The following is a 20,318-nucleotide window of genomic DNA, read 5'->3' on the forward strand; positions in this document are numbered from 1 at the left end:
GTCGCCTTCCCCCACTCCTATTCAAAACCGTGCTTGATACTTTCGCATCACACGGCTCCTGATGTAGATACCCCTTGGCAACGGGAACAGGGTTACCAACCCCTGCTTTTGTACTTCAACTTTTGGAGCTAAATACAACATCGTAGTGTTTAAACTCGCTTTCGCCGTTAAACTCCTGTTGATTGCAGTAACTATATCTACACCGTGACTAGTGGGCATATCCTAACCATTACAATTAGGCATTGGCTTTCAGTCACATCCCTTCCCCTTAAAGGCATACGATTACACTTTCACTACTCAACAAGATGTACCTGCCGAGAGCCTAAAAAAAAAAGGGGTTTAAACGTTCCGTTTATATGGGCATTCCATCTTTAGACTTGTCCTTTCCACCGGGGTACTTAAAAAGGTCTGTGTAGGTGTTGTATGGAAAACCCTACTTTTCCCCTTGCTCTTTTGAGCGCAGCGTGGCAACCTATTACGCTACTCAATAATGACGATGGTTCAAGCCAGACATTCGGTTTCCCTAGTCATGGATGGTTGGCAGTGGTCGCATTTGGTAGTAGGTTCTACTTCACGCCTTCCGTTCCCCGCTTCAATCCCAAGGTTGTGTATCCTGAAACTGGGGGTGGCTATCGCCTTTACTCTCTACTCCCTGATTTCTCAGTTTGTTTATGACCTTGAGTCCCCTGCCTTGCTCAGATTTCTCCAAGCGTCGGGACATATAAACAGTTATGGGATGGTCAGGGATGTGAATCCCTTATATTCCACAAAGGGGTGGAAGTCCCACTAGGAGGCTATTTCGGGCATTGCATCCCTATTTCACTCCTAAACGTCTCGCACCCATACTTGGTATTATACTGTATTGCCGTAAAATGTTAACCTAATTTGAGATTAAATCATGCTCCCAACCCTTTGAAACCCTCGTAATGTGCCTTTCTGTTATTATCAGAGGAGTTGCATGGTAAAACCGCAAGGGGTCTGTTGCAATTACCCACTTTTTCGCGATCGCCATGAATTACCCAAAAATTACCCAAAAAGAAAAAAGGCCAGAAGTGCAGTGTTCCCATAAACACTTACTTTCTCGCCTTTTGAAACCCTCGTAATGTGCCTTTCTGTTATCATCATGGCAGTTCGATTGTGAAACCGCAAGGGGTCTGTTGCAATTACCCACTTTTTCCATAAAACTCACCCATTCGGGGGATAGCAAACCTTTAAAGGAACTTTCATTGGCCATGTTAACATCATCTTCTCGATTCCAATTTACCGAAGACCTCAATATCTGTCGTATCTTAAATGGAATGTGGCAGGTTTCTGGGTATCATGGACGCATTGACCCCAAGGTGGCGATCGAAACCATGTTTCAATACCATGATGCAGGTTACACTACTTGGGATCTGGCGGATCATTATGGACCGGCGGAAGATTTCATCGGGGAATTTAGGCGACAAATGGCTAATTCTCGCGGTCAGGAAGCCTTATCAACTATTCAGGCGTTTACTAAATGGGTTCCTAGACCTCAAAAAATGACTCGCAATATTGTTGAGAAAAATATTGATATTTCTCTCAAGAGAATGAATGTGGATTGTCTGGATTTGCTTCAATTTCACTGGTGGGATTATCGCGATGATAACTATTTGGAAGCATTGCGACAGATGACTATTCTACAATCCGAGGGGAAAATTAAACATTTGGCTTTGACTAACTTTGATACTGAACATTTGCGGGTCATTGTGGAAAATGGGATTAAAATAGTCTCTAATCAGGTGCAGTTTTCCCTAGTCGATCGCCGTCCTTTGGTGGCTATGGTAGAGTTCTGTCAAACCCATGATATTAAGTTAGTTCCCTATGGGGTTCTCTGTGGTGGGTTCTTATCGGAACAGTATTTAGGGAAGCCTGAACCTATGGCTATGATGTTAAAAACTGTTAGCCTCAAAAAATATAAAAATATGATTGATGCTTGGGGAGGCTGGAAGTTATTTCAAGAGTTGCTGACTGTGTTAAAATCCATTGGCGATCGCCATGGGGTCAGTATTGCTAATGTGGCGGTTCGCTACATCCTCGAACAGCCTACGGTAGCGGGAGCCATGGTGGGAGCGCGATTAAGCATTTCTCAACATATTGATGAGAATGCTAGAGTTTTTGATTTTAGCCTAGATGAAAGCGATCGGCAGCAAATTCATCAAGTCACCAATCGAGGAAAAAACCTATTTGAAATTATTGGCGACTGCGGGGATGAGTACCGTTAAACTAGCTCGGTATATTGTCACCTTGTTGTAGTTTTTTGACCGCGACAGTCAGACGTTTTAAATAGGGTTTAACAATCTCTCGATTATGGTTTTGCAGTTCCCTGACCTGCTGGTAAAGAATCCCTAGTTGTTGTTCCAGTTTAATCAAGTTTCCGGGAGAAACAGAGGGTTGGGATAAATGCTCCGAATTGGTAGCTGGTGGGTGTTGTTTGATATCATTGATGGTATTTTCCATTAACCGAAACCGAACATTCATCACTTCCCAATCCTCATGACGCAAAGCATTTTGTTCTAAACGCTGAGTTACCCTTTGTAATTCCGTCAGCACTTCTGTAATTTGATCTAGGTCGCTGTTTTCCTCTGTCGGTCCTGGTAACATCTGAACCTGATCATAAAGGGATTTTACCACCGCACGAACATCAGCGATCGCTGCATCTGTACTCTGTCGCACTTGCTGCTCAAACCGTTGGCGGTTGATGATATTCAACGCCACAGCCACAGTTAAAGGAGCCGCCGCCAGTAACAACGGGCGAAATATAATCGCTGCTACCAGTGAACCTACCCCAGAGGCGACCACAGACACATATTCGGCAATTTTGAGCCAATCTCGCTGATTTTCAGAGGTTGGGGGCGAGGGTTCTGTCGTTTGCATGGCTGTCGCTATTTTGGAGAAAACTGTTATAGAGTTATGCTAACGCAAACTGTCCGCCAGATAGCCACTATTTTTGAGATTATTCTTTTCGGTCTCCAGATTTTTGAGGTTTTGGGCAATTATACCCTTGGGAATATCCCCCCTAGCGGTTTAGAATATACAGTCAACAACGGGAAGATTACCTGTGATTGCTCAACTAGCCTTGAAAGGGAGTTATGAAGTTAAAAGTTATCGAAAATTTTGATGGTTCTTTTACCCTAGAACCACAAGCAAAATCCATACTGTTTAGCCTCCTAACCAGTGATACATTTATCAACCAAATGCGACAGCAAACTGAAGGGAATGGGGTAGAATTTACGGAGTTACTCTTTCAACCTGTCCCCTACAGCATTAATACCCCCAAAGGAATGCCACCGGAATTAGAAGAATATTATCACTCTGATGATTATATCATTGTGAATGTTCCGCCTAATTATATGTTCCAGGCGAAGATTTTTAAACCTAGTCGCCTCTGTGCTATCTATCGTCGAGTTTAATGGCTTAAATGCCTTTGTTTATAGCCCTAGCTAACTAGCTGGTGGTATTGTTGTTCATTGCACCTAATTAATCAATCATGACTTCCTCAACTGAGATGATTCCCCTTAGCGGTCTGGAATTTATTGCTTATCTGGATAATTCCGGGAAATTACCAGAATCTTTATCAGGAAAAATCGGGGTTTATGCAATTTTTAATCAACAACATATTTTACAATATGTAGGCTATTCTCGTGATATTTTCCAAAGCATAAAACAGCATTTAGTGCGTGAACCAGAAGGGTGCTATTGGCTGAAAGTACAAACTATTAATCGCCCTAGTCGGACCCTGCTAGAGGAAATTCGCGATGGTTGGATAGCTGAAAATGGTTCGGTTCCTCCTGGTAATGCTGAACACAGCGATCGCTGGAATCAACCTATTGATGTCAAGCCACAAATGACCTCGGAGGAAGTGGCTAAGTTTGATAGTCTTGATGAAATTGGCAAGGATAAACTACTTAAAACCGTCGCCAAAAGAGTCGAGGCAAATATTTTATCTGCCTTGGAAAAACGAGGATTACAGGAAGAAATCCGCTTTAACCCTAAACTTAAAACTCAGGGTATTCTGGATTTAAAGTGATGGTTTAATTATATGATGGGGCGGTTTTTGACTTTCTAATAAATCGGGTAAATTGCCCCAAATTTATAGATCATTTATCCGCCCTTAAAATGTGGCTAACCCATAATTTTTGGGCATTAAATAAATGGCAATCTGTAGAAACACGGATGATGGCTGATTAAGGTATTAGGTGCTGCTTAGGAGGGGGAAAACTTGCTATTTATAGGGGTTGACTCAATCCCCTATTTATCCTAGAATAATGTGTCAGGGTCTTGGCTGACTACAGTGGCTGGATTCAGGCTTCCCCAATGGTGGGAGTCAGTGTTGGTGTGGCTAGTAATTGTCAGACCAAAAAAATCACAATCTTTTCGGGAATAGCTAAAAGTGATGCTGTAGTTAGCAGGGACGATTTTAAGATATTAAAGGATGGTACAGATCATGTCTGTGAATATTCCGCAATGCCAGAATTTGGATCAGCAAGTCAATAGTGTAATTAAGCTATTGTTGCAGGAATCATCTTTGCGATCGCAGGATTTATCAGCAGTCAGAACCTCATTAGAAAAGGCAATTTCTCCGAGATTTGAGATTGTATTTGCTGGCGCTTTCAGTGCGGGAAAATCGATGCTAATTAACGCTCTGTTAGGGCGAGAATTGCTGTATAGCGCTCAGGGACACGCCACGGGTACTATTTGCTACATTGAATATGCTGCTACTCCATCGGATGAAAAGGTAGTGCTGACCTTTTTAAGTGAAGTAGAAATCCGGGAGCAAGTCCACGAACTTTGTCAAACATTGGGGTTATCAACTCCTGGGAATCTTCATGAAATAGAGGAAGCGAAAGGACTCCAGGAAGCGGCGAAAACACTCTATGAACAAGAGGGGGGGGAAAGTCGGAATCAGCGCGCCAAACGAGCGAAAGCCTTGGAACAATTGTTAGCTGGTTTTGTGGCGAATCGGGATAAAATCAACGCCCATAATAATACGATTTTATCTATGGGAGAACTCGCTGATAATGGTGTTGATTCAGCCTCCCTATATGCTCGTCGTAGTCAAAATAGTGCAGTTATTAAAAAGATAGAATATTACTGCCATCATCCCCTCTTAGAAGATGGTAATGTAATTATTGATACTCCGGGAATTGATGCACCTGTCCAACGAGATACACAGATTGCTTATGATAAAATTGAGCATTCTGATACCTCGGCGGTGGTCTGTGTATTTAAAACAGCAGCTAATGGGGAACTGACCTCAGAAGAGACTCAGTTACTAGAACGCATTCAGAATAATTCGGGGATTCGCGATCGCGTTTTTTATGTATTCAATTATATTGATGCGACTTGGTACGATGACCAGCTAAAAAACTGTTTAAACCGTCATCTAAATACTCAATTCAGTAGTAGCGATCGCGTTTATAAAACCAGTGGATTATTAGGGTTTTATGGGGAGTTAATTCGTCAGACTCATGGTAGCGATCGCTGGGGTTTAGATTCAATTTTTGCCAAGGGTAATCTCTCTAATCCAGAGGCGGAAGAGACACCAAAATTTATAGTAGAATTTAATAACTACTTCTTCACTTCTGGTCAACTTTCCCGCAGTAGCTTTCCCATTACTCCAGCCATAGGTTATGCGGACACCCATCAAGAAAAGTATCTACAAATTCTGAATGCTCACGGCTACAATTTGATGGAGCAATTAGTTCTTGATAGTGGGATTGATCAGTTTCGTGATGATATCACCCGCTATCTCACAGAAGACCGCCGACCCCAGCTTTTTCAAGCCTTAGCAGAAGACCTCCGACCTGTCTGCATTTCGTTAAGGTCTTATTATCTGCAAAACTGGTGGGATTTAGAAAATCAACCCAAAGAAATCGATGCAATTAAGGATTTACAATTACGACAACTTAGCCAAGACTTAAAAACCATTGGCGATGAATTTGAGCAGTATATTAAGGCTCATCTTAATCACACTGTAGCGAGTAACGAAAACGCTATTTATGAGCGAGATTTTCGGAACTTACAAAGAAAGATGATTGAGCGTTTAGATACACTGATTCAAAAATTCTCAGTGGGTGAAGCCTACAAACGCGCTCAAAGTAACCACCCCAATAGTGCTGTGGTTCCTCTATTAGCCATATTAGCGGAGGCTTTTTATAGCTTATCGGATGATTTAAAAGCCACCCTAGTAGAGTCCTGTGAGTCCTTGGTGGCTAACTTTTTCCAACAGTTAACTGAGCAAGTCCATCAAGCTGATTTTTACCATCATCTATATCGTCTTTTGGGTAATGATGGCGGTATTGATGCTACGTTAAATCAACTTCACCGTAAAGTTCATGATGCTGTAATTAGTGCGGCTCAGACCGAATGCGGTGCTTATGTACGGGAAACCCCAGAGTTTTATGCAGAGGGAACAGTTCCCCATTTCCAACTGCGTCAAACGTTACGGGAAGCCTGTAATAGTGCTGATTATCAAGGGATGGTTGAAGCGGAACCAGCTATTCGTCAACTGCTGAAAATTGACTTTGAGAAAAAGGTTAAAAGAACAGTTCTCCGCCATTTTCGGACTGTGATTAATCTGACTCTCAATGATAATTTGCAGGTGGGTGCTAAACATCAATCTGGGGCGATTTTTTCTCAATACGAGATGGCACGAGCTAATTTAGCTAAAACCTTGGAACAGGAAGCGGAAGAAAAGCTGGAAGATAATCATAAATTACAAGAACAAATTAAGCAGAAAATTGATGCTTATAATGACTCAGTAATAGCGATTAATGATTGTTTAGTGGCTATGGGTTTAGGACGAGGTAAATTACCAGCTATTAAGGATACAGACCTTGATCCGGTTTTCAATTACCAACAACCAGCTTATACAGAACCATCATATAATATTGAGGATGAGCAGGAGACTTCCTCAGAAATATTTGATGCTGAGTTTACACCAACAGAGAAAAATCCGGTGATGAGCGAGTAAAAGTTTTGTAGGGGTTGGTTATGCTGGTATCTGGCTGAAGCTAACCCCTCCGTTGATTGTTGGCTATAGAAACCCCAAACCAGGAAATAAACATGAGTAAAACACCCCGCATTCCTTTCCCTCCGGCTGTTCGTAAATATGTTTATGAACGAGATAATTTTACTTGTCAAAGTTGCGGAAAAACCAATAAAGAGGCGCGGCTAACGATTGACCATATTATTGCATTGGCTAGGGGGGGAAGTAATGACCTGAGTAATTTACAGACCCTCTGCTGGGAGTGTAATCGGAAAAAACTCCATTATCACGATCGCCGTTTTCGTCGTCGTTTCACTTAACGGAGGTGGGTCATGTAGTAGGCGCTTAATCATTTTTTCCATGAGATAAAAGTTTGCTAAAATGAGGGTAATGGTATATAGAATCACCCTTTTTGTGAATTAATGACAAACCTGTGGCTAAAAATATCATCGTCTCAGAAGGTTTTGTGGGTCGGTATAGGTTGTCAACGTCACACCCCCAGACTCGTGATAGAAACCGCTATTAAACAGGTATTTCAGGAACATCAATTAGCGGAAGATGCTATCATTGGGATTGCTACCATAGAGGGAAAGGCTGATGAAGGAGGGTTAGTAGAATTATGTAGCGATCGCCACTGGATTTTACAGACATTTTCACCCCAACAATTGCAGGGTGTCAAGGTTCCCAATCCTTCCATGGTGGTACAGCAAAAAATCACCACCCCCAGCGTCGCGGAAGCCGCAGCATTAGAGGCGGCGGGAGTCTCAACCCTACTGGTTCCTAAATGTATCTACAGAGGCGAAAATCTCACGCCAGAAGGGGCAAAAATCAGCCAAGCGGTGACTATAGCGATCGCCACAATTACATTGATTGAGAGTCGTGGAAAGATAGGGAATAGGACTTGCTAAACATCCCCGATAATCAGCCCCAATCATGGGAAATTCAGCCCTAAACCCTAGCTAATCCGATTCCCGATGAGGGTAAATTTTAACTGACTGGTAATAGTCCCCGTTCAGCCAACCATTGTTTATTGTAGAGTTTAGATTGATAACGTCCGCCGCCATCACATAACACAGTAACAATGGTATGTCCGGGTCCCATTTGTTTAGCTAATGCGATCGCCGCACCGACATTAATACCAACAGACCCTCCCATAAATAACCCATCTTTTTCTAAGAGCTGATAAACCACGCGCACCGCCTCCTGGTCATCAACTTGTATAGCATCATCAATAGGAACATCCTGCATATTAGCAGTAATCCTACTATTACCAATTCCCTCAGTAATTGAGTTTCCCTGGGGTTGAATTTCACCAGTTTTCACATAACTGTATAAACCACTACCCATCGGGTCAGCCACCACAGTTTTAATATTCGGGTTTTTTTCCTTCAAAAACAGAGACACCCCCGCAAAGGTTCCCCCCGTACCTGTAGCCGCCACCCAAGCATCAATTTTACCGTCAGTTTGAGACCAAATTTCCGGTCCAGTGGTTTGATAATGCGCTTCCCGGTTCGCTAAATTATCAAACTGATTCGCCCAAATTGCATTATCCATTTCCGCCGCCAAACGTCCCGATAATTTCACATAATTATTAGGGTCTTTATAGGGAACAGCGGGAACTGCACGCACTTCAGCGCCCAAAGTTCTCAAGGCTTCCATTTTTTCCACAGATTGAGTTTCAGGTATGACAATGACGCATTTATAGCCCTTAGCATTACAAATATGGGCTAGACCAATACCTGTATTTCCGGCGGTACCTTCTACCACTGTGCCACCGGGTTTTAGCAAACCTTTTTTTTCGGCATCTTCGATAATATATAAAGCCGCCCTATCTTTAACAGAACCGCCAGGATTTAAAAATTCTGCTTTTCCTAAAATTTCACAACCTGTCTCATCACTAAAACTATTTAATCTGATTAAGGGAGTGTTTCCCACAGCTTCTACAAAGCCACGTTTAATATCCATTGCTAATTTTTTCAAAGGTTGGGTTTTTCAAAGGTGGGGTGACAATTAAGGGATGAGAGATTCTCAAAATTATAGCACTTTTGAATCTATCCACTCATCCCATATTTTAAAGGCTAAATATCCTACTTATTTGGTTGAGGAGTCATGCGTAAATAGGGCTTAATTTCCTTGTAACCTTTGGGAAATTTCTGTTGGAGTTCTTCCGGATCTTTGAGGGAAGGCACAATCACACAATCTTCCCCATCTTGCCAATCAGCAGGGGTAGCCACACTGTAGTTGTCGGTGAGTTGTAAGGAGTCAATCACCCGCAAAATTTCGCTAAAATTACGTCCGGTACTAGGGGGATAAGTTAGGGTCAGGCGTAACTTTTTGTTAGAGTCAATGACGAAAACAGTACGAACGGTTAAAGATGCGTTAGCGTTGGGGTGAATCATATCGTAAAGATCCGATACTTGGCGATCGCTATCAGCTAAAATCGGGTAGTTAATATTAGTTTGCTGAGTCTCGTTGATATCACCAATCCAACCTTTATGGGAGTCCGCATCATCCACACTGAGGGCGATTACTTTAACATTGCGTTTATCAAACTCTGGTTTGAGTTTAGCAACAGTGCCTAATTCTGTGGTACAAACAGGGGTATAGTCTGCTGGATGAGAGAACAGGACAACCCAGCTATCCCCAGCCCAATCATAGAAGTTAATATCCCCTTCTGAAGAGGCTTGGGTAAAGTTAGGGACGGTATCACCTAATCGCAAAGTCATGGTTTTATTTTCTCCAAATTGTGATAAGAACAATGTATTTTTTGATTATACTCCGGTTTGGCGATCGCATAACATTTACAGCATTTATACCTACCGGAGCATCCGCAAATTATGCCCAAGGGGGGATATAATAACTACACTGCCACCGCTAAGGCTTTCTGAGCGAAGATTTTTTGAATCGCCTCTTCCACTACCCGGTCAGGGGTGGATGCACCAGAGGTTACACCGACAATAATTTCTCCTTCTGGGAGCCATTTTGTCGCCATTTCCAAGTCTTTATTAAGGGGTTTATGTTGAATTTGATTTCCCTCAAGAATGCGATCGCTGCTATCGATATGATAAGAAGGGATACCCCGTTCAATCGCCATCTCTTGCAAGTGAGTCGTATTAGAAGAGTTAAAACCGCCAATCACTACCATTAAATCCAGCTTTTCTTCTAATAACCCAATCATCGCATCTTGACGTTCCTGGGTAGCATCACAGATAGTATTGAAACTTTGGAAATGTTCATTGAGATTTGCCGGGCCGTATTTTTGCATCATCGTGCGTTCAAACAGCTTCCCAATTTGTTCAGTTTCGCTTTTTAACATAGTAGTTTGGTTAGCGATACCGACAGATTCCAAATCCCGATCCGGGTCAAAATTAGCCGAATAAGCATTAGCGAACTTAGCCAAAAACTCCTCACGGTTCCCACCATTAAGGATATAATCAGCCACATATTCTGCTTCTTCTAAATTCAACAGCACCAAATACTTATCAGCAAAAGAACTGGTAGCCACAGTTTCTTCATGCTTATATTTACCGTGAATAATCGAGGTGTACTGTTTTTTCTTATGCTTTTCTACCGTATTCCAAACCTTAGAAACCCAGGGACAGGTAGTATCAATAATTTTACACCCCTTATCATTCAGGATTTGCATTTCCTGAACACTCGCCCCAAAAGCAGGAAGGATAACCACATCACCACTACCCACCACCGAAAAATCTTTGTGGGAGTCATTGACCGGGATAAACTCAACATTCATATCCCGCAAATGTTGATTAACTGAAGGATTATGGATAATTTCATTAGTGATCCATATTCTTTCAGTCGGGAAGTGTTGGCGAGTCTCGTAAGCCATAGCCACAGCCCTTTCTACCCCCCAGCAGAAGCCGAAAGCCTCTGCTAACCGGATGGTCACATTACCTTGGGTCAGGATATAGTTATTTTGTCTAATTTGTTGAATTAAGCTACTTTGGTAGGCGCTGTCCATGACACCCGCCACCTCTTCCTGATGACCGAAGCCTTTGCGGTGGTAGGTGTCTGACTGTTGGAGTGAACGTCTAAATGCTTTTGTATCCATAGGGTTGGTTAAATCTAATCCGGCTTTATTAAAGATTTTAACCTTTCGGTGTGATCATGACCAGGATATATCACCAAATTCCCCTATCTGGTGGGGACAATTAGTGAATTGTCCCCTAATGTTTACATGGCCCGTTCTGTTAACCGAGTTAAAACATGATTAGAACGTTCAACAAAATCCTTCATTCCTTCAGCATCAAAGCCTTTTTGAGCCATTAATGCTAAGTCATAAACATGGTGACAAATCATTTTTGCCAACTCTTCTGAGGGGGAAGAACCGCCCTCTTGAATAATGCTACCCTGACTTAAATTAGCCAGATTTTGAATGAGAGGGTGAGCAGTATTTACCAGTAAAATATGGTCTTCGGGGAAATCAGCCTTCTGCTGTTGCAATAAGGCGGTCATATCCTGTAAACGGCGCATGGCTTCCGGTAGTAAAACCATGGCGGGCGGGGTATCCTCAGATTTGAGAGATTCCGTGCGAATATTCACCCGTGGCTTATTGAGGGACTTCTCAAATAACTCCTTAATTTGTTCGCTGCGGGTTTTATTAGTTTTGGGGTCAACAATTTCGGCTGGCTTATCTTTTTCAATGAGAGTCTCATCAAGTTCCGAGTCTACCCGCAAAAACTTAACCTCTGAGTGTTCCCGCTCCAAGAAACTGATAAAATGGGTATCGATAAATGAGTCGAGGAATAGCACTTCTAAACCTTGACTTTTGTGCAGTTCTATGTATGTAGCTTGGGCGGCTTCATCGGTGCAGTAAAAAACCCGGTTTTCGTGGCGGGATTGATTGCGTTCTAGGTATTCACTGAGGGTAGTATAATAGCGTCCCTGTTCATCAGTGCTAAGGGATTTTTCGGTTTTCACTTCTTCCCAAACATCCCCATCTTCGCTTTGGACTTGTACTTCTGGGGTTTGAGCTTCCCCGGACTCAGTGGGGGGTTTATAAGTGCTGCGGAAGATGAGAATCTCTTCTACCTGTTTCTTAAATTTATCGTCATTGAGGGAACCGAACTTGATAAAAGTACCAACATCCTGCCAACAACGGATATATTCTTGGCGATTGTCTCGATATAATTCTTTGAGGCGATCGCCTACTTTTTTGGCGATATAGTCAGCAATTTTGCGGACTGTGCGGTTAGTTTGTAGGGCGCTACGGGAGATATTCAAAGGAATATCGGTGCTGTCAATTACACCCCGCAAAGGCATCAGGAATTTCGGGATAATTTCCTCGCAGTGGTCGCTGACAAAAACCTGATTACAAAATAGTTTAATATTGCCCTGGGTGACATCAACATCAGGCCGCAGTTTGGGGAAGTATAGAATACCGTTAACAATGAAGGGATAGTCAGTGTTCAGGTGAACCCACAGCAGGGGTTCTTCTTGGAAAGGATACAGATAACGATAAAGGTCTAAATAATCTTCTTTGGTGAGGTTATTGGGAGACTCACGCCAGGGCGCTGTGTGGCGGTTGATGGTTTCGCCGTCCATAATAATGGGGACGGGCATAAAGTCGCAATAGGTTTTAATCAGTTGCTGAATGCGACTGGTTTCGAGATACTCTAATTCATCATCCATCAAGGTGAGGGTGATGGTAGTCCCACGGGTGGTGCGGGCAGAATCTTCTAATTTGAATTCTGGGGAACCGTCGCAGGTCCAATGGACGGCTTCTGCGCCTTCTTTGTAGGAGAGGGTGTCGATCTCTACTTGTTTGGCTACCATGAATGAGGAGTAAAACCCTAGACCAAAGTGGCCGATGATGGCTTCTCCGTCGGTGGCTTGGTATTTTTGGATAAATTCTTCGGCGCTGGAAAAGGCGACTTGGTTAATATATTTTTTAACCTCGTCGGCGGTGAGACCGATACCAGTATCACTAACAGATAGGGTTTTAGCGTCTTTGTCGATCGCAATGGTAATTTGTGGGTTGCTGATGTCCCCGGAATATTCTCCGGTGCGGGCCACCATTTTTAATTTAGCGATCGCATCTACCGCGTTAGAAACCAATTCCCGCAAGAATACCTCATGATCAGTGTAGAGAGATTTCTTGATAATCGGGAAGATGTTTTCAGTATGGATCGTGATTGTTCCCTGTTCAAGTACGGTCATGGGCGTTATTTCTCAAATATACATAGTTATCATTTCCTGATCTTGGGCGATCGCCATGACATCATGGGCATGGATCACCCCCATGAGATGATTCGGATTTCCGTATATCAACCATGGATCATGGACAATCGATATATATGGTAGCATCAGACCCATGAATCAGACCCAGGAAAGGAATGATCAGACGATAATTCTCAAATGAGGCCATCAAAACGAGATCCATGGAAGGTGTGCTGTAGATCGCTAATTATAGTAACTGCGTAGATTTTGACAGTATCACTCATGTGGCTAATGAGATAAATTTTTAGAGTTATGAGTTGTGGGGAAAAATCCTTTAAATTCTTTAACGAATTTAAGTAAAGGTTCAGCCTGTCCGTTGGGTAACATCAGACCTACCATGATTTTCACAAATACGATAGCCATCATACGTGAGCGACGTTTGATCAAACCAGGATCGTGGTAAATAGACATCCAAAAACATCTCGCTCCTATCCTTGCTTTTTTTCTCGTTAATGGCGATTCAAGTGATTTAAAAGTTAGATAACTATATAAGTGTGAAAGGCTATCTTTTTTCAGATTTTTTAAGGAGCTGGGAGCATTGTTAAACGCTTTGTTAAGTACCAATAAGCAGGAAGATTATTGACGCTCAATATTAGAGGAAATCGAATGCTCAGATATGCGGTATAAGATTTGCGCTTGAGATATACAAACAAATTTATACTGGGCAGCTAAACGCAAATATAAATCCCAATCCTGCCCACCCTTCAAAGACTCATCAAAACCTCCAATTGCTGATAAAGCATGACGGGTAATTAAAGGATTAGAACCATTTTCCAGAAAGTTTTTCACTAATAATATGGAATAAACATCGCCTTGATAGCTTTGATGAAATCCCGGGTATAAAAATTCACCATATTGATCAATATAATTTGTCCAGCTATAGGCTACAGATGCTTCTGGATCTGCTTCAAGTGCTGCATATTGTAATTCCAATTTATCAGAGGTCCATAAATCGTCAGCATCTAAGAAAGCAATATACTGAGCGCTGGCTTTAGAAAATCCTCGATTTCGACTAACAGAAGCCCCTGAATTGGGATAAGAAAATACTTGAATACGCGGGTCATTAATACTGGAAATAATATCTAATGTTCTATCAGTAGACCCATCATTAATTATAATTATTTCAAAATCCTTAAAGGTCTGATTGATAACGGAATCAATGGTTTCCTTAATCGTCTTATCAGCATTATAGGCAGGAATAATTATTGATATTTGGGGCATTTTATTGATCCTCTGACTTTTCTACAGACCCGAATTTAGCATTCCAGACATTGTTGAGCCCAACCAAGACACTCATCATACTACCCCGATAAAATTCCATTTCAACTGCTGGAATTAGTTCACTTTTCAGCATTTCTCCATACTTCAGTCGTTGCTTAATAATACGGCGGAGATTGCCCAAAATTGTCCTGACAAAAATCACTGGCTTGTCTATGGTTTTAGCATTAATCATCCGTAACTGAAAAGTGGCTAAACCACAGGCACGCGCTAAGGATAATAAATAATTGCGTTCTAATCGAAACGCGGGAATTTTATGGTTAATGTGCATCTGGGGATTATACCAAATTTCCCAGCCTTGTTTGTGTAGATAAAGCAATAACTCATAATCGTCTCCTCGCGCCAAAAAATTCCTCTGACTTCCAACAAGTTGAGGGGTTTTCGGAACAGCTTCTTGCCAAGCCTGTTTTTTAACCACTAATCCAGCAGTTGGTGGTAATATTAAATTATCTGGGTCAAAGCGAAAGGGTTGATTGCCATGTTCGCCAATCGCTAAAAATGCGGCAATTTGTTTAAAGTTTTCAGGAGGTTTTACTTCATATTCGCCGTTAATTTGTCCGCCAAATGCTCCCGCTTGGGGGTAGTTTTGGCTAAATTCATAGATAGAGGAAATCCAGCTTGTTGCTGGAATATTATCATCATCTAGGAAAGCGATATAAAGTCCTTTTGCTTCTTTAATTGCTCGTTGTCTAGCAAAAGCTGGTCCTTGCTTGGGTTCAAAATAGTAGGTGAGGGGATAATGTTTCTCCCAGTTGCTTTGATAAGCTTGAATCACTTGATGAGTTGTATCAGTGCTATTATTATCAATAACCACAATGTCCCAGTCAATTTTTGACCTATGGCTTTGATGACGAAGTGCCTCTAATACTTCGGGTAAGCGTTGCGCTCCATTGTAGGTCGGAATAGCTACCGTGAGAGAAAATGAATCCTGGGTCATAACTAAAGTTTGTACTAGTTGGTGGGATAACTGGGACCAAATGAAGACTTGAGATGTCCTAGCATAAGATATACTAGATTGGAGGTATTGAAACTGTTAATATGTTTGCTTAGGGAGTAGTGCAAGCTGAGAGCAAATTCTGGTTACTCATGAACAACTGCACTGACAGTAGTATTAGCAGAGTTGCTGTTTTTTTGTCTAGCTTTAAGTAACCGTTATACCACAAATAAAAAAAGCTGTTTAAACTCCCCATTAATAAGGCTCGTTCACAAGCAGCAATATCATCCAGATCCGACACACCGTAACGGAGGACGTGAAGCAGCAATTTTCGACAGTCGTTTGCCAAGTACGCTGTTGTTAAAACAGGCTTTAAAATTGGCTTAACTCCCGCTGTACGAGTGACGTAACGACTTAATCCAATTCCCCGAAATAAGGGTATCAAATACTCAATCTCCAAACGTTTTCTAGGAATTTTATGATCGACCTGCATTTGGGGATTATACCAAATTTCCCAGTCGGACTTGCGTTGAATATAGGATAAAGCCTCTATATCTTCTCCGCCCAACATACTGCCATCAACTCTACCACTCAAGATACATTTGTCTGGCACAAATTCACTCCAGACCTCTCTCCTAATAACTAACCCTGCTCCTGGAGGCAAGAGATTTTTTCGAGCATTATAAAGCCTCGGATTTTTCCCTAATTCCGTAATGGCGAAAAATGGTTTAATTCGATTAAAGTTAGGGGGCGGTTCTACCTCAAATATGGCGTGAATTTGACTACCATAGGCTCCCGCCTTTGGGTTTTCTTGAGAAAATCTAACCGCCTCAGCTACCCAATTTAATTCAGGTATATTGTCATCATCCAAAAAACCGATCAACTCAGCTTGGGACTCAGACACCGATCGCTTCCTCGCAAATGCTAAACCCTGTTGAGTTTCTAACACATATCGCAGGGGGACTTCTTGGGGCCAGTCCTTCTGAAACTGCTGTACCACTGCTGCCGTACCATCGGAACTATTATTATCCACGACGAGAACTTCCCAACGGATGCTTTCGGTCGCCCTTTGACATCGCAACTGTTCGAGCACTTCTGGCAACCGGTTTTCCCCATTATAGGTAGGAATTGCTACTGTTAACTGGATCATGATTAACTTCCTATCGTAGGATATTAACACTATCGCTATTCTGCTAGGCTTTCCACGGGAGTCTTCCTTGGCAATTCGAGATAGAGACGGCACACTTAAAGATTTTAATTATCATCACCTGGGCTGTTGACTGCCACTGGTAACATGGTCAACTGACCCTGATTTAATGGGGCTTCTGGTGTCTTCAAGGGATGATCAAAAGTGAGTGTTCCATCTTTCACCTGAATTTGAATAGTATCGCCCGTGACAAACTTCTGCTCTAAAATCAGGTTAGCGATCGGATTTTCCAACTCCCGTTGAATCGCCCGTTTCAGAGGTCTAGCCCCATAAACAGGATCATAACCCACATCAGCCACATGATCAATAGCAGCAGGTGATAAATCCAGAGCAATTTTTTGATCAGCCAAAAGTCTTTGGAGGCGATGCATTTGAATGGCAACGATATCGCGCAATTCAGCTTTACTGAGGGTGTGGAAGAGGATAATTTCATCTACCCGATTCAAAAATTCGGGTCGGAAATGCGATCGCAAAGCCTGCATAACCAAAGCAGACATTTCCCCATAGCGAGAGTCATCCCCAGCCACCCCCAGAATATACTCACCCCCGATATTGCTAGTCATGACAATTACGGTATTGCGGAAATCCACCAATCGTCCTTGGGAGTCAGTAATTCTGCCATCATCCAATACTTGTAAGAGGATATTAAAGACATCAGGATGAGCTTTTTCCACCTCATCAAATAGAATCACTGAATAGGGATGGCGGCGGACCGCTTCTGATAGTTGTCCGCCTTCGTCATAGCCCACATATCCCGGAGGCGCACCCACCAACCGAGAGACAGCGTGTTTTTCCATATATTCGGACATATCAATGCGAATCATAGCTTCCTCGCTGTCAAAGAGGAACTCCGCCAAAGCCCTAGCCAACTCAGTTTTACCGACCCCTGTGGGTCCCATAAACAGAAACGAACCGATAGGCCGTCCGGGGTCTTTCATCCCCGCCCTAGCGCGGCGAATAGCGGCAGATACAGCTTCCACGGCTTCCTGCTGACCAATTACGCGCCGATGTAAATGGGATTCCAATTGTAATAATTTTTGTCGTTCGGACTCCAACAGGCGATTAACGGGAATCCCCGTCCACTTAGCGACAATGGCAGCAATATCGGCTTCTGTCACCTGCTCTCGCAGCAAGGAAGACCCCTGAGCCTGCAATTTTAACAATTCTGCCTCCCGCGCCTCTCGGTCGTGGTGAAGAGTCTCTAAGCGGCCGTATTTTAACTGAGCTGCTTTATTGAGATCATAAGCGCGTTCGGCTTGTTCAATTTGCACCCGCAGTTTTTCTTCTTCTTCTTTGAGGCGGTTAATAGCTTCGAGGAGTTCCTTTTCACTCTGCCACTGGGACGATAGAGTTTTCTGCTTGTCTTTGAGGGTGTTAATTTCTTGCAGTAGGGATTGGATACGCATATTTAAACCCAGATCAGCAGTTCGATCTTGTTCCCCTGTGCGTGGGGGTGTACTTCTTTGGCTTTCCCCTTCGACGGAGAGTTTTTCCATCTCCAACTGCATGAGGCGACGCTCAATTTGTTCTAACTCCACGGGTTTGGAGGTGATTTCCATTTTCAACTGGGCGGCGGCTTCGTCTACTAGGTCGATCGCCTTATCAGGAAGGAAGCGATCGCTAATATATCGCGCGGACAGCATTGCCGCCGCCACCAATGCGGAATCAGTAATTTTGACCCCGTGATGGCGTTCGTAACGGTCTTTCAACCCCCGCAGGATTGACACGGTATCCTCTGGACTAGGTTGATCAACATAGACCTGTTGAAATCGTCTTTCTAGGGCTGGGTCTTTTTCGATATGCTTACGGTATTCATCAACAGTAGAAGCACCGATACAGCGCAATTCTCCCCGGGCTAACATAGGTTTAAGCAGGTTTCCGGCATCCATTCCCGAACCTCCAGAACCCGATCCTGCCCCCACGACGGTATGTAGTTCGTCGATAAACAGGACTATTTGACCGTCGGAGTGGGTAACTTCCCGCAATACCGATCGCAGTCTTTCTTCAAATTCCCCCCTATATTTGGCTCCAGCGATTAAACTACCCATATCCAGGGAAATCAACTGGCGGTTTTTGAGGGACTCTGGCACATCTCCGTTAACAATGCGTTGCGCTAACCCTTCGGCGATCGCTGTTTTACCGACTCCCGGTTCTCCAATTAACACCGGATTATTTTTGGTTCGTCTGGACAGACAACTAACCACCCGGCGAATTTCTTCATCCCGTCCGATCACCGGGTCTAGTTTCCCTGCCTTAGCCAATTCGGTTAGATCTCGGCCATACTTACTCAGGGCATCATAACTATTTTCCGGGTTCTGGTTGTCAACTTTAGCACTGCCACGCATGGATTTGATGGCTTCTTCCAGTTTCTCCCGGACTGTAGCTTTGGAGTCATTGGTAGGGCGATCGAACCCTGGTCTTCCTGGTGTGGCTCTGGTGGGGTTTCCACTACCCAAAATCCTACGACCGACGCGATCATCTTCTGCTAGGGCAATAATCAGGTGTTCAATAGCAATGTAGCGGTCTTGCCATGCGGACCGCGTCGCTTCAGCCGTATCTAGCATCAATTCTAACCCACGACCTAGGTAGAGATGGTCAATAGTTCCGACTCGGGGTTGCCGTTTGGTGAAGGCTTCTAATTGTTGCTGGACCTGTTCGGGATTAAAACCAGCCCGCCCTAATATATTATTAGCCAGTCCATTTTGTTCTAAGGCGGCGATCGCCACGTGCTCCACTTCTAAATGCTGATTTTGGAAGCGACGAGCAACATCTTGGGATTTTACTATCGCTTCCCAGGCTTTATCTGTAAATTTACTCGGATCGGTCGGTTGCATTGCTTATTTTTATTGACACCAAATAGGGAACGGGGAATTATGACTCTCAAATAGATGTTGCCGATGTATTTTTCTGGGGACCACCAGAGCCGATTGCCCCAAGGATTTTATCCTACTATGGGCAATCGATCACCTTATCCGTTCAGATCTTAACTGTTTACTGCTAACTGTTTACTTGCCTCAGCCGAGCCCTGGGTTCCCAGTTGAATCAATTCAACTTTATACCCGTCCGGGTCTTCCACGAAAGCAATCACTGTTGATCCGTGTTTCATCGGCCCTGGTTCTCGGCTAATTTTACCCCCTGCTGCCCGAATTTGCTCACAGGTGCTATAAATATCATCCACACCGAGGGCAATATGGCCGTAACCGTCCCCCAGGTTGTAGCTATCAACGCCCCAGTTATAGGTCAGTTCAATGACACTATGATCAGCTTCATCCCCATATCCCACAAAGGCTAGGGTAAACTTTCCCCCAGGATAATCTTTCTGTCGCAGCAGCTTCATTCCCAGAATATCACAGTAAAATTTCAGCGACTCATCCAAGTTGCCGACCCGCAGCATTGTGTGTAAAAGTCTCATGAGATTGGTTCTCCTCCTTATGAAGATTAGTCCTTACCTGTTATTTTAAGGAAATCTCCTCAGTTCGTCACTGCCACTAGCCCCCTCTCCCACTACCTAACCATCAACAACCACACAACCGTTTCTTTTCGGGCGATCGCTATCTCTACCCCTTCTCCCCTTCCCCTCTTCTCCTCAAGGCGATCGCCCTTTCACCACTGTTAACAAACCTTTTCGCTTTTCCTTACCACCGACAAAC

General features: G+C 43.3%; 20 protein-coding genes. 8 read left to right on the forward strand and 12 right to left on the reverse strand.

The features are described 5' to 3' along the window. Nucleotides 1-453: 453 nt before the first annotated feature. Together HFV01_RS15440 and HFV01_RS15445 are read left to right on the forward strand one after the other, a co-directional pair. Entirely contained in the window at nt 454-675 is a 222-nt protein-coding gene (locus tag HFV01_RS15440) for a hypothetical protein (RefSeq protein ID WP_193520192.1), read from the forward strand. Between the two features lie 557 nt (nt 676-1,232). After that, nucleotides 1,233-2,246 (forward strand): aldo/keto reductase, encoded by a 1,014-nt coding sequence (locus HFV01_RS15445; RefSeq protein WP_006669060.1) that lies wholly within the window; start codon nt 1,233-1,235, stop codon nt 2,244-2,246. 1 nt (nt 2,247) lies between these two features. Here the strand turns inward: HFV01_RS15445 and HFV01_RS15450 are convergent, their stop codons facing one another. After that, on the reverse strand, nt 2,248-2,898 hold the full coding sequence (locus HFV01_RS15450) for a hypothetical protein (protein ID WP_006626081.1): 651 nt from the start codon (nt 2,896-2,898) through the stop codon (nt 2,248-2,250). Nucleotides 2,899-2,934: 36 nt separating this feature from the next. On the opposite strand from HFV01_RS15450, the gene HFV01_RS15455 reads away from it, so the two are divergent. From HFV01_RS15455 to HFV01_RS15480, 6 genes are all read left to right on the forward strand, one after another. Continuing rightward, nucleotides 2,935-3,117 carry a hypothetical protein gene (locus tag HFV01_RS15455; protein ID WP_006626082.1) on the forward strand — a complete coding sequence of 61 codons (183 nt, stop codon included), beginning with the start codon at nt 2,935-2,937 and terminating at the stop codon, nt 3,115-3,117. Beyond that, nucleotides 3,114-3,434, forward strand: a complete 321-nt coding sequence (locus tag HFV01_RS15460) for a hypothetical protein (protein WP_006626083.1) — start codon at nt 3,114-3,116, stop codon at nt 3,432-3,434. The genes HFV01_RS15455 and HFV01_RS15460 overlap by 4 nt, the downstream gene beginning before the upstream one ends. Before the next feature lie 77 nt (nt 3,435-3,511). Further along, nucleotides 3,512-4,051 carry a GIY-YIG nuclease family protein gene (locus HFV01_RS15465; protein ID WP_006626084.1) on the forward strand — a complete coding sequence of 180 codons (540 nt, stop codon included), beginning with the start codon at nt 3,512-3,514 and terminating at the stop codon, nt 4,049-4,051. Nucleotides 4,052-4,468: 417 nt separating this feature from the next. Next, entirely contained in the window at nt 4,469-6,997 is a 2,529-nt protein-coding gene (locus HFV01_RS15470) for a dynamin family protein (protein ID WP_006626086.1), read from the forward strand. Nucleotides 6,998-7,089: 92 nt separating this feature from the next. Next, nucleotides 7,090-7,332 carry an HNH endonuclease gene (locus tag HFV01_RS15475; RefSeq protein ID WP_006669063.1) on the forward strand — a complete coding sequence of 81 codons (243 nt, stop codon included), beginning with the start codon at nt 7,090-7,092 and terminating at the stop codon, nt 7,330-7,332. A gap of 102 nt (nt 7,333-7,434) precedes the next feature. Further along, a complete protein-coding gene (locus HFV01_RS15480; RefSeq protein ID WP_006669064.1) occupies nt 7,435-7,920 on the forward strand; it encodes a cobalamin biosynthesis protein in 486 nt (161 codons plus the stop codon). Nucleotides 7,921-7,999: 79 nt separating this feature from the next. Here the strand turns inward: HFV01_RS15480 and HFV01_RS15485 are convergent, their stop codons facing one another. The 11 genes from HFV01_RS15485 to gloA form a co-directional block, all read right to left on the reverse strand. Beyond that, the gene (locus HFV01_RS15485; protein ID WP_006618942.1) at nt 8,000-8,977 is read right to left on the reverse strand and encodes a cysteine synthase A; all 978 of its coding nucleotides are present in this window, start codon (nt 8,975-8,977) and stop codon (nt 8,000-8,002) included. Between the two features lie 122 nt (nt 8,978-9,099). Next, the gene (locus HFV01_RS15490) at nt 9,100-9,738 is read right to left on the reverse strand and encodes a peroxiredoxin (protein ID WP_187758216.1); all 639 of its coding nucleotides are present in this window, start codon (nt 9,736-9,738) and stop codon (nt 9,100-9,102) included. 134 nt (nt 9,739-9,872) lie between these two features. After that, nucleotides 9,873-11,081, reverse strand: coding sequence for a 4-hydroxy-3-methylbut-2-enyl diphosphate reductase (locus HFV01_RS15495; protein WP_008050315.1), 1,209 nt, complete (start codon nt 11,079-11,081; stop codon nt 9,873-9,875). A 122-nt stretch (nt 11,082-11,203) separates the two neighbouring features. Next, nucleotides 11,204-13,189 carry a molecular chaperone HtpG gene (htpG, locus tag HFV01_RS15500; protein WP_006626091.1) on the reverse strand — a complete coding sequence of 662 codons (1,986 nt, stop codon included), beginning with the start codon at nt 13,187-13,189 and terminating at the stop codon, nt 11,204-11,206. Between the two features lie 12 nt (nt 13,190-13,201). Continuing rightward, on the reverse strand, nt 13,202-13,336 hold the full coding sequence (locus HFV01_RS30790; protein ID WP_257720191.1) for a hypothetical protein: 135 nt from the start codon (nt 13,334-13,336) through the stop codon (nt 13,202-13,204). A gap of 141 nt (nt 13,337-13,477) precedes the next feature. Continuing rightward, nucleotides 13,478-13,660: a hypothetical protein gene (locus tag HFV01_RS30795; RefSeq protein WP_228116532.1), complete on the reverse strand. Its 183-nt coding sequence runs from the start codon at nt 13,658-13,660 to the stop codon at nt 13,478-13,480. A gap of 165 nt (nt 13,661-13,825) precedes the next feature. After that, nucleotides 13,826-14,470: a glycosyltransferase family 2 protein gene (locus HFV01_RS30800; protein ID WP_008050311.1), complete on the reverse strand. Its 645-nt coding sequence runs from the start codon at nt 14,468-14,470 to the stop codon at nt 13,826-13,828. A gap of 1 nt (nt 14,471) precedes the next feature. Continuing rightward, the gene (hpsE, locus tag HFV01_RS15510; protein WP_008050309.1) at nt 14,472-15,464 is read right to left on the reverse strand and encodes a hormogonium polysaccharide biosynthesis glycosyltransferase HpsE; all 993 of its coding nucleotides are present in this window, start codon (nt 15,462-15,464) and stop codon (nt 14,472-14,474) included. A 109-nt stretch (nt 15,465-15,573) separates the two neighbouring features. Next, the gene (gene hpsE, locus HFV01_RS15515; protein WP_008050307.1) at nt 15,574-16,611 is read right to left on the reverse strand and encodes a hormogonium polysaccharide biosynthesis glycosyltransferase HpsE; all 1,038 of its coding nucleotides are present in this window, start codon (nt 16,609-16,611) and stop codon (nt 15,574-15,576) included. 104 nt (nt 16,612-16,715) lie between these two features. After that, nucleotides 16,716-19,502: an ATP-dependent chaperone ClpB gene (clpB, locus tag HFV01_RS15520; RefSeq protein WP_006626092.1), complete on the reverse strand. Its 2,787-nt coding sequence runs from the start codon at nt 19,500-19,502 to the stop codon at nt 16,716-16,718. Nucleotides 19,503-19,651: 149 nt separating this feature from the next. After that, nucleotides 19,652-20,080 carry a lactoylglutathione lyase gene (gene gloA, locus HFV01_RS15525; protein ID WP_006669071.1) on the reverse strand — a complete coding sequence of 143 codons (429 nt, stop codon included), beginning with the start codon at nt 20,078-20,080 and terminating at the stop codon, nt 19,652-19,654. Nucleotides 20,081-20,318 lie beyond the last annotated feature (238 nt).

The organism is Limnospira fusiformis SAG 85.79, from assembly GCF_012516315.1.
Classification (GTDB): domain Bacteria; phylum Cyanobacteriota; class Cyanobacteriia; order Cyanobacteriales; family Microcoleaceae; genus Limnospira; species Limnospira fusiformis.

What these genes read in the sequence shown, in the direction of transcription:
- HFV01_RS15490 (WP_187758216.1), bottom strand. Translation starts at nt 9,738, where the DNA reads ATGACTTTGCGATTAGGTGATACCGTCCCTAACTTTACCCAAGCCTCT.
- HFV01_RS15450 (WP_006626081.1), bottom strand. Translation starts at nt 2,898, where the DNA reads ATGCAAACGACAGAACCCTCGCCCCCAACCTCTGAAAATCAGCGAGAT.
- HFV01_RS30795 (WP_228116532.1), bottom strand. Translation starts at nt 13,660, where the DNA reads ATGTCTATTTACCACGATCCTGGTTTGATCAAACGTCGCTCACGTATG.
- htpG (WP_006626091.1), bottom strand. Translation starts at nt 13,189, where the DNA reads ATGACCGTACTTGAACAGGGAACAATCACGATCCATACTGAAAACATC.
- clpB (WP_006626092.1), bottom strand. Translation starts at nt 19,502, where the DNA reads ATGCAACCGACCGATCCGAGTAAATTTACAGATAAAGCCTGGGAAGCG.
- HFV01_RS30800 (WP_008050311.1), bottom strand. Translation starts at nt 14,470, where the DNA reads ATGCCCCAAATATCAATAATTATTCCTGCCTATAATGCTGATAAGACG.
- HFV01_RS15465 (WP_006626084.1), top strand. Translation starts at nt 3,512, where the DNA reads ATGACTTCCTCAACTGAGATGATTCCCCTTAGCGGTCTGGAATTTATT.
- HFV01_RS15460 (WP_006626083.1), top strand. Translation starts at nt 3,114, where the DNA reads ATGAAGTTAAAAGTTATCGAAAATTTTGATGGTTCTTTTACCCTAGAA.
- gloA (WP_006669071.1), bottom strand. Translation starts at nt 20,080, where the DNA reads ATGAGACTTTTACACACAATGCTGCGGGTCGGCAACTTGGATGAGTCG.
- hpsE (WP_008050307.1), bottom strand. Translation starts at nt 16,611, where the DNA reads ATGATCCAGTTAACAGTAGCAATTCCTACCTATAATGGGGAAAACCGG.
- HFV01_RS15445 (WP_006669060.1), top strand. Translation starts at nt 1,233, where the DNA reads ATGTTAACATCATCTTCTCGATTCCAATTTACCGAAGACCTCAATATC.
- HFV01_RS30790 (WP_257720191.1), bottom strand. Translation starts at nt 13,336, where the DNA reads ATGCTACCATATATATCGATTGTCCATGATCCATGGTTGATATACGGA.
- hpsE (WP_008050309.1), bottom strand. Translation starts at nt 15,464, where the DNA reads ATGACCCAGGATTCATTTTCTCTCACGGTAGCTATTCCGACCTACAAT.
- HFV01_RS15455 (WP_006626082.1), top strand. Translation starts at nt 2,935, where the DNA reads ATGCTAACGCAAACTGTCCGCCAGATAGCCACTATTTTTGAGATTATT.
- HFV01_RS15495 (WP_008050315.1), bottom strand. Translation starts at nt 11,081, where the DNA reads ATGGATACAAAAGCATTTAGACGTTCACTCCAACAGTCAGACACCTAC.
- HFV01_RS15485 (WP_006618942.1), bottom strand. Translation starts at nt 8,977, where the DNA reads ATGGATATTAAACGTGGCTTTGTAGAAGCTGTGGGAAACACTCCCTTA.
- HFV01_RS15475 (WP_006669063.1), top strand. Translation starts at nt 7,090, where the DNA reads ATGAGTAAAACACCCCGCATTCCTTTCCCTCCGGCTGTTCGTAAATAT.
- HFV01_RS15480 (WP_006669064.1), top strand. Translation starts at nt 7,435, where the DNA reads ATGACAAACCTGTGGCTAAAAATATCATCGTCTCAGAAGGTTTTGTGG.
- HFV01_RS15470 (WP_006626086.1), top strand. Translation starts at nt 4,469, where the DNA reads ATGTCTGTGAATATTCCGCAATGCCAGAATTTGGATCAGCAAGTCAAT.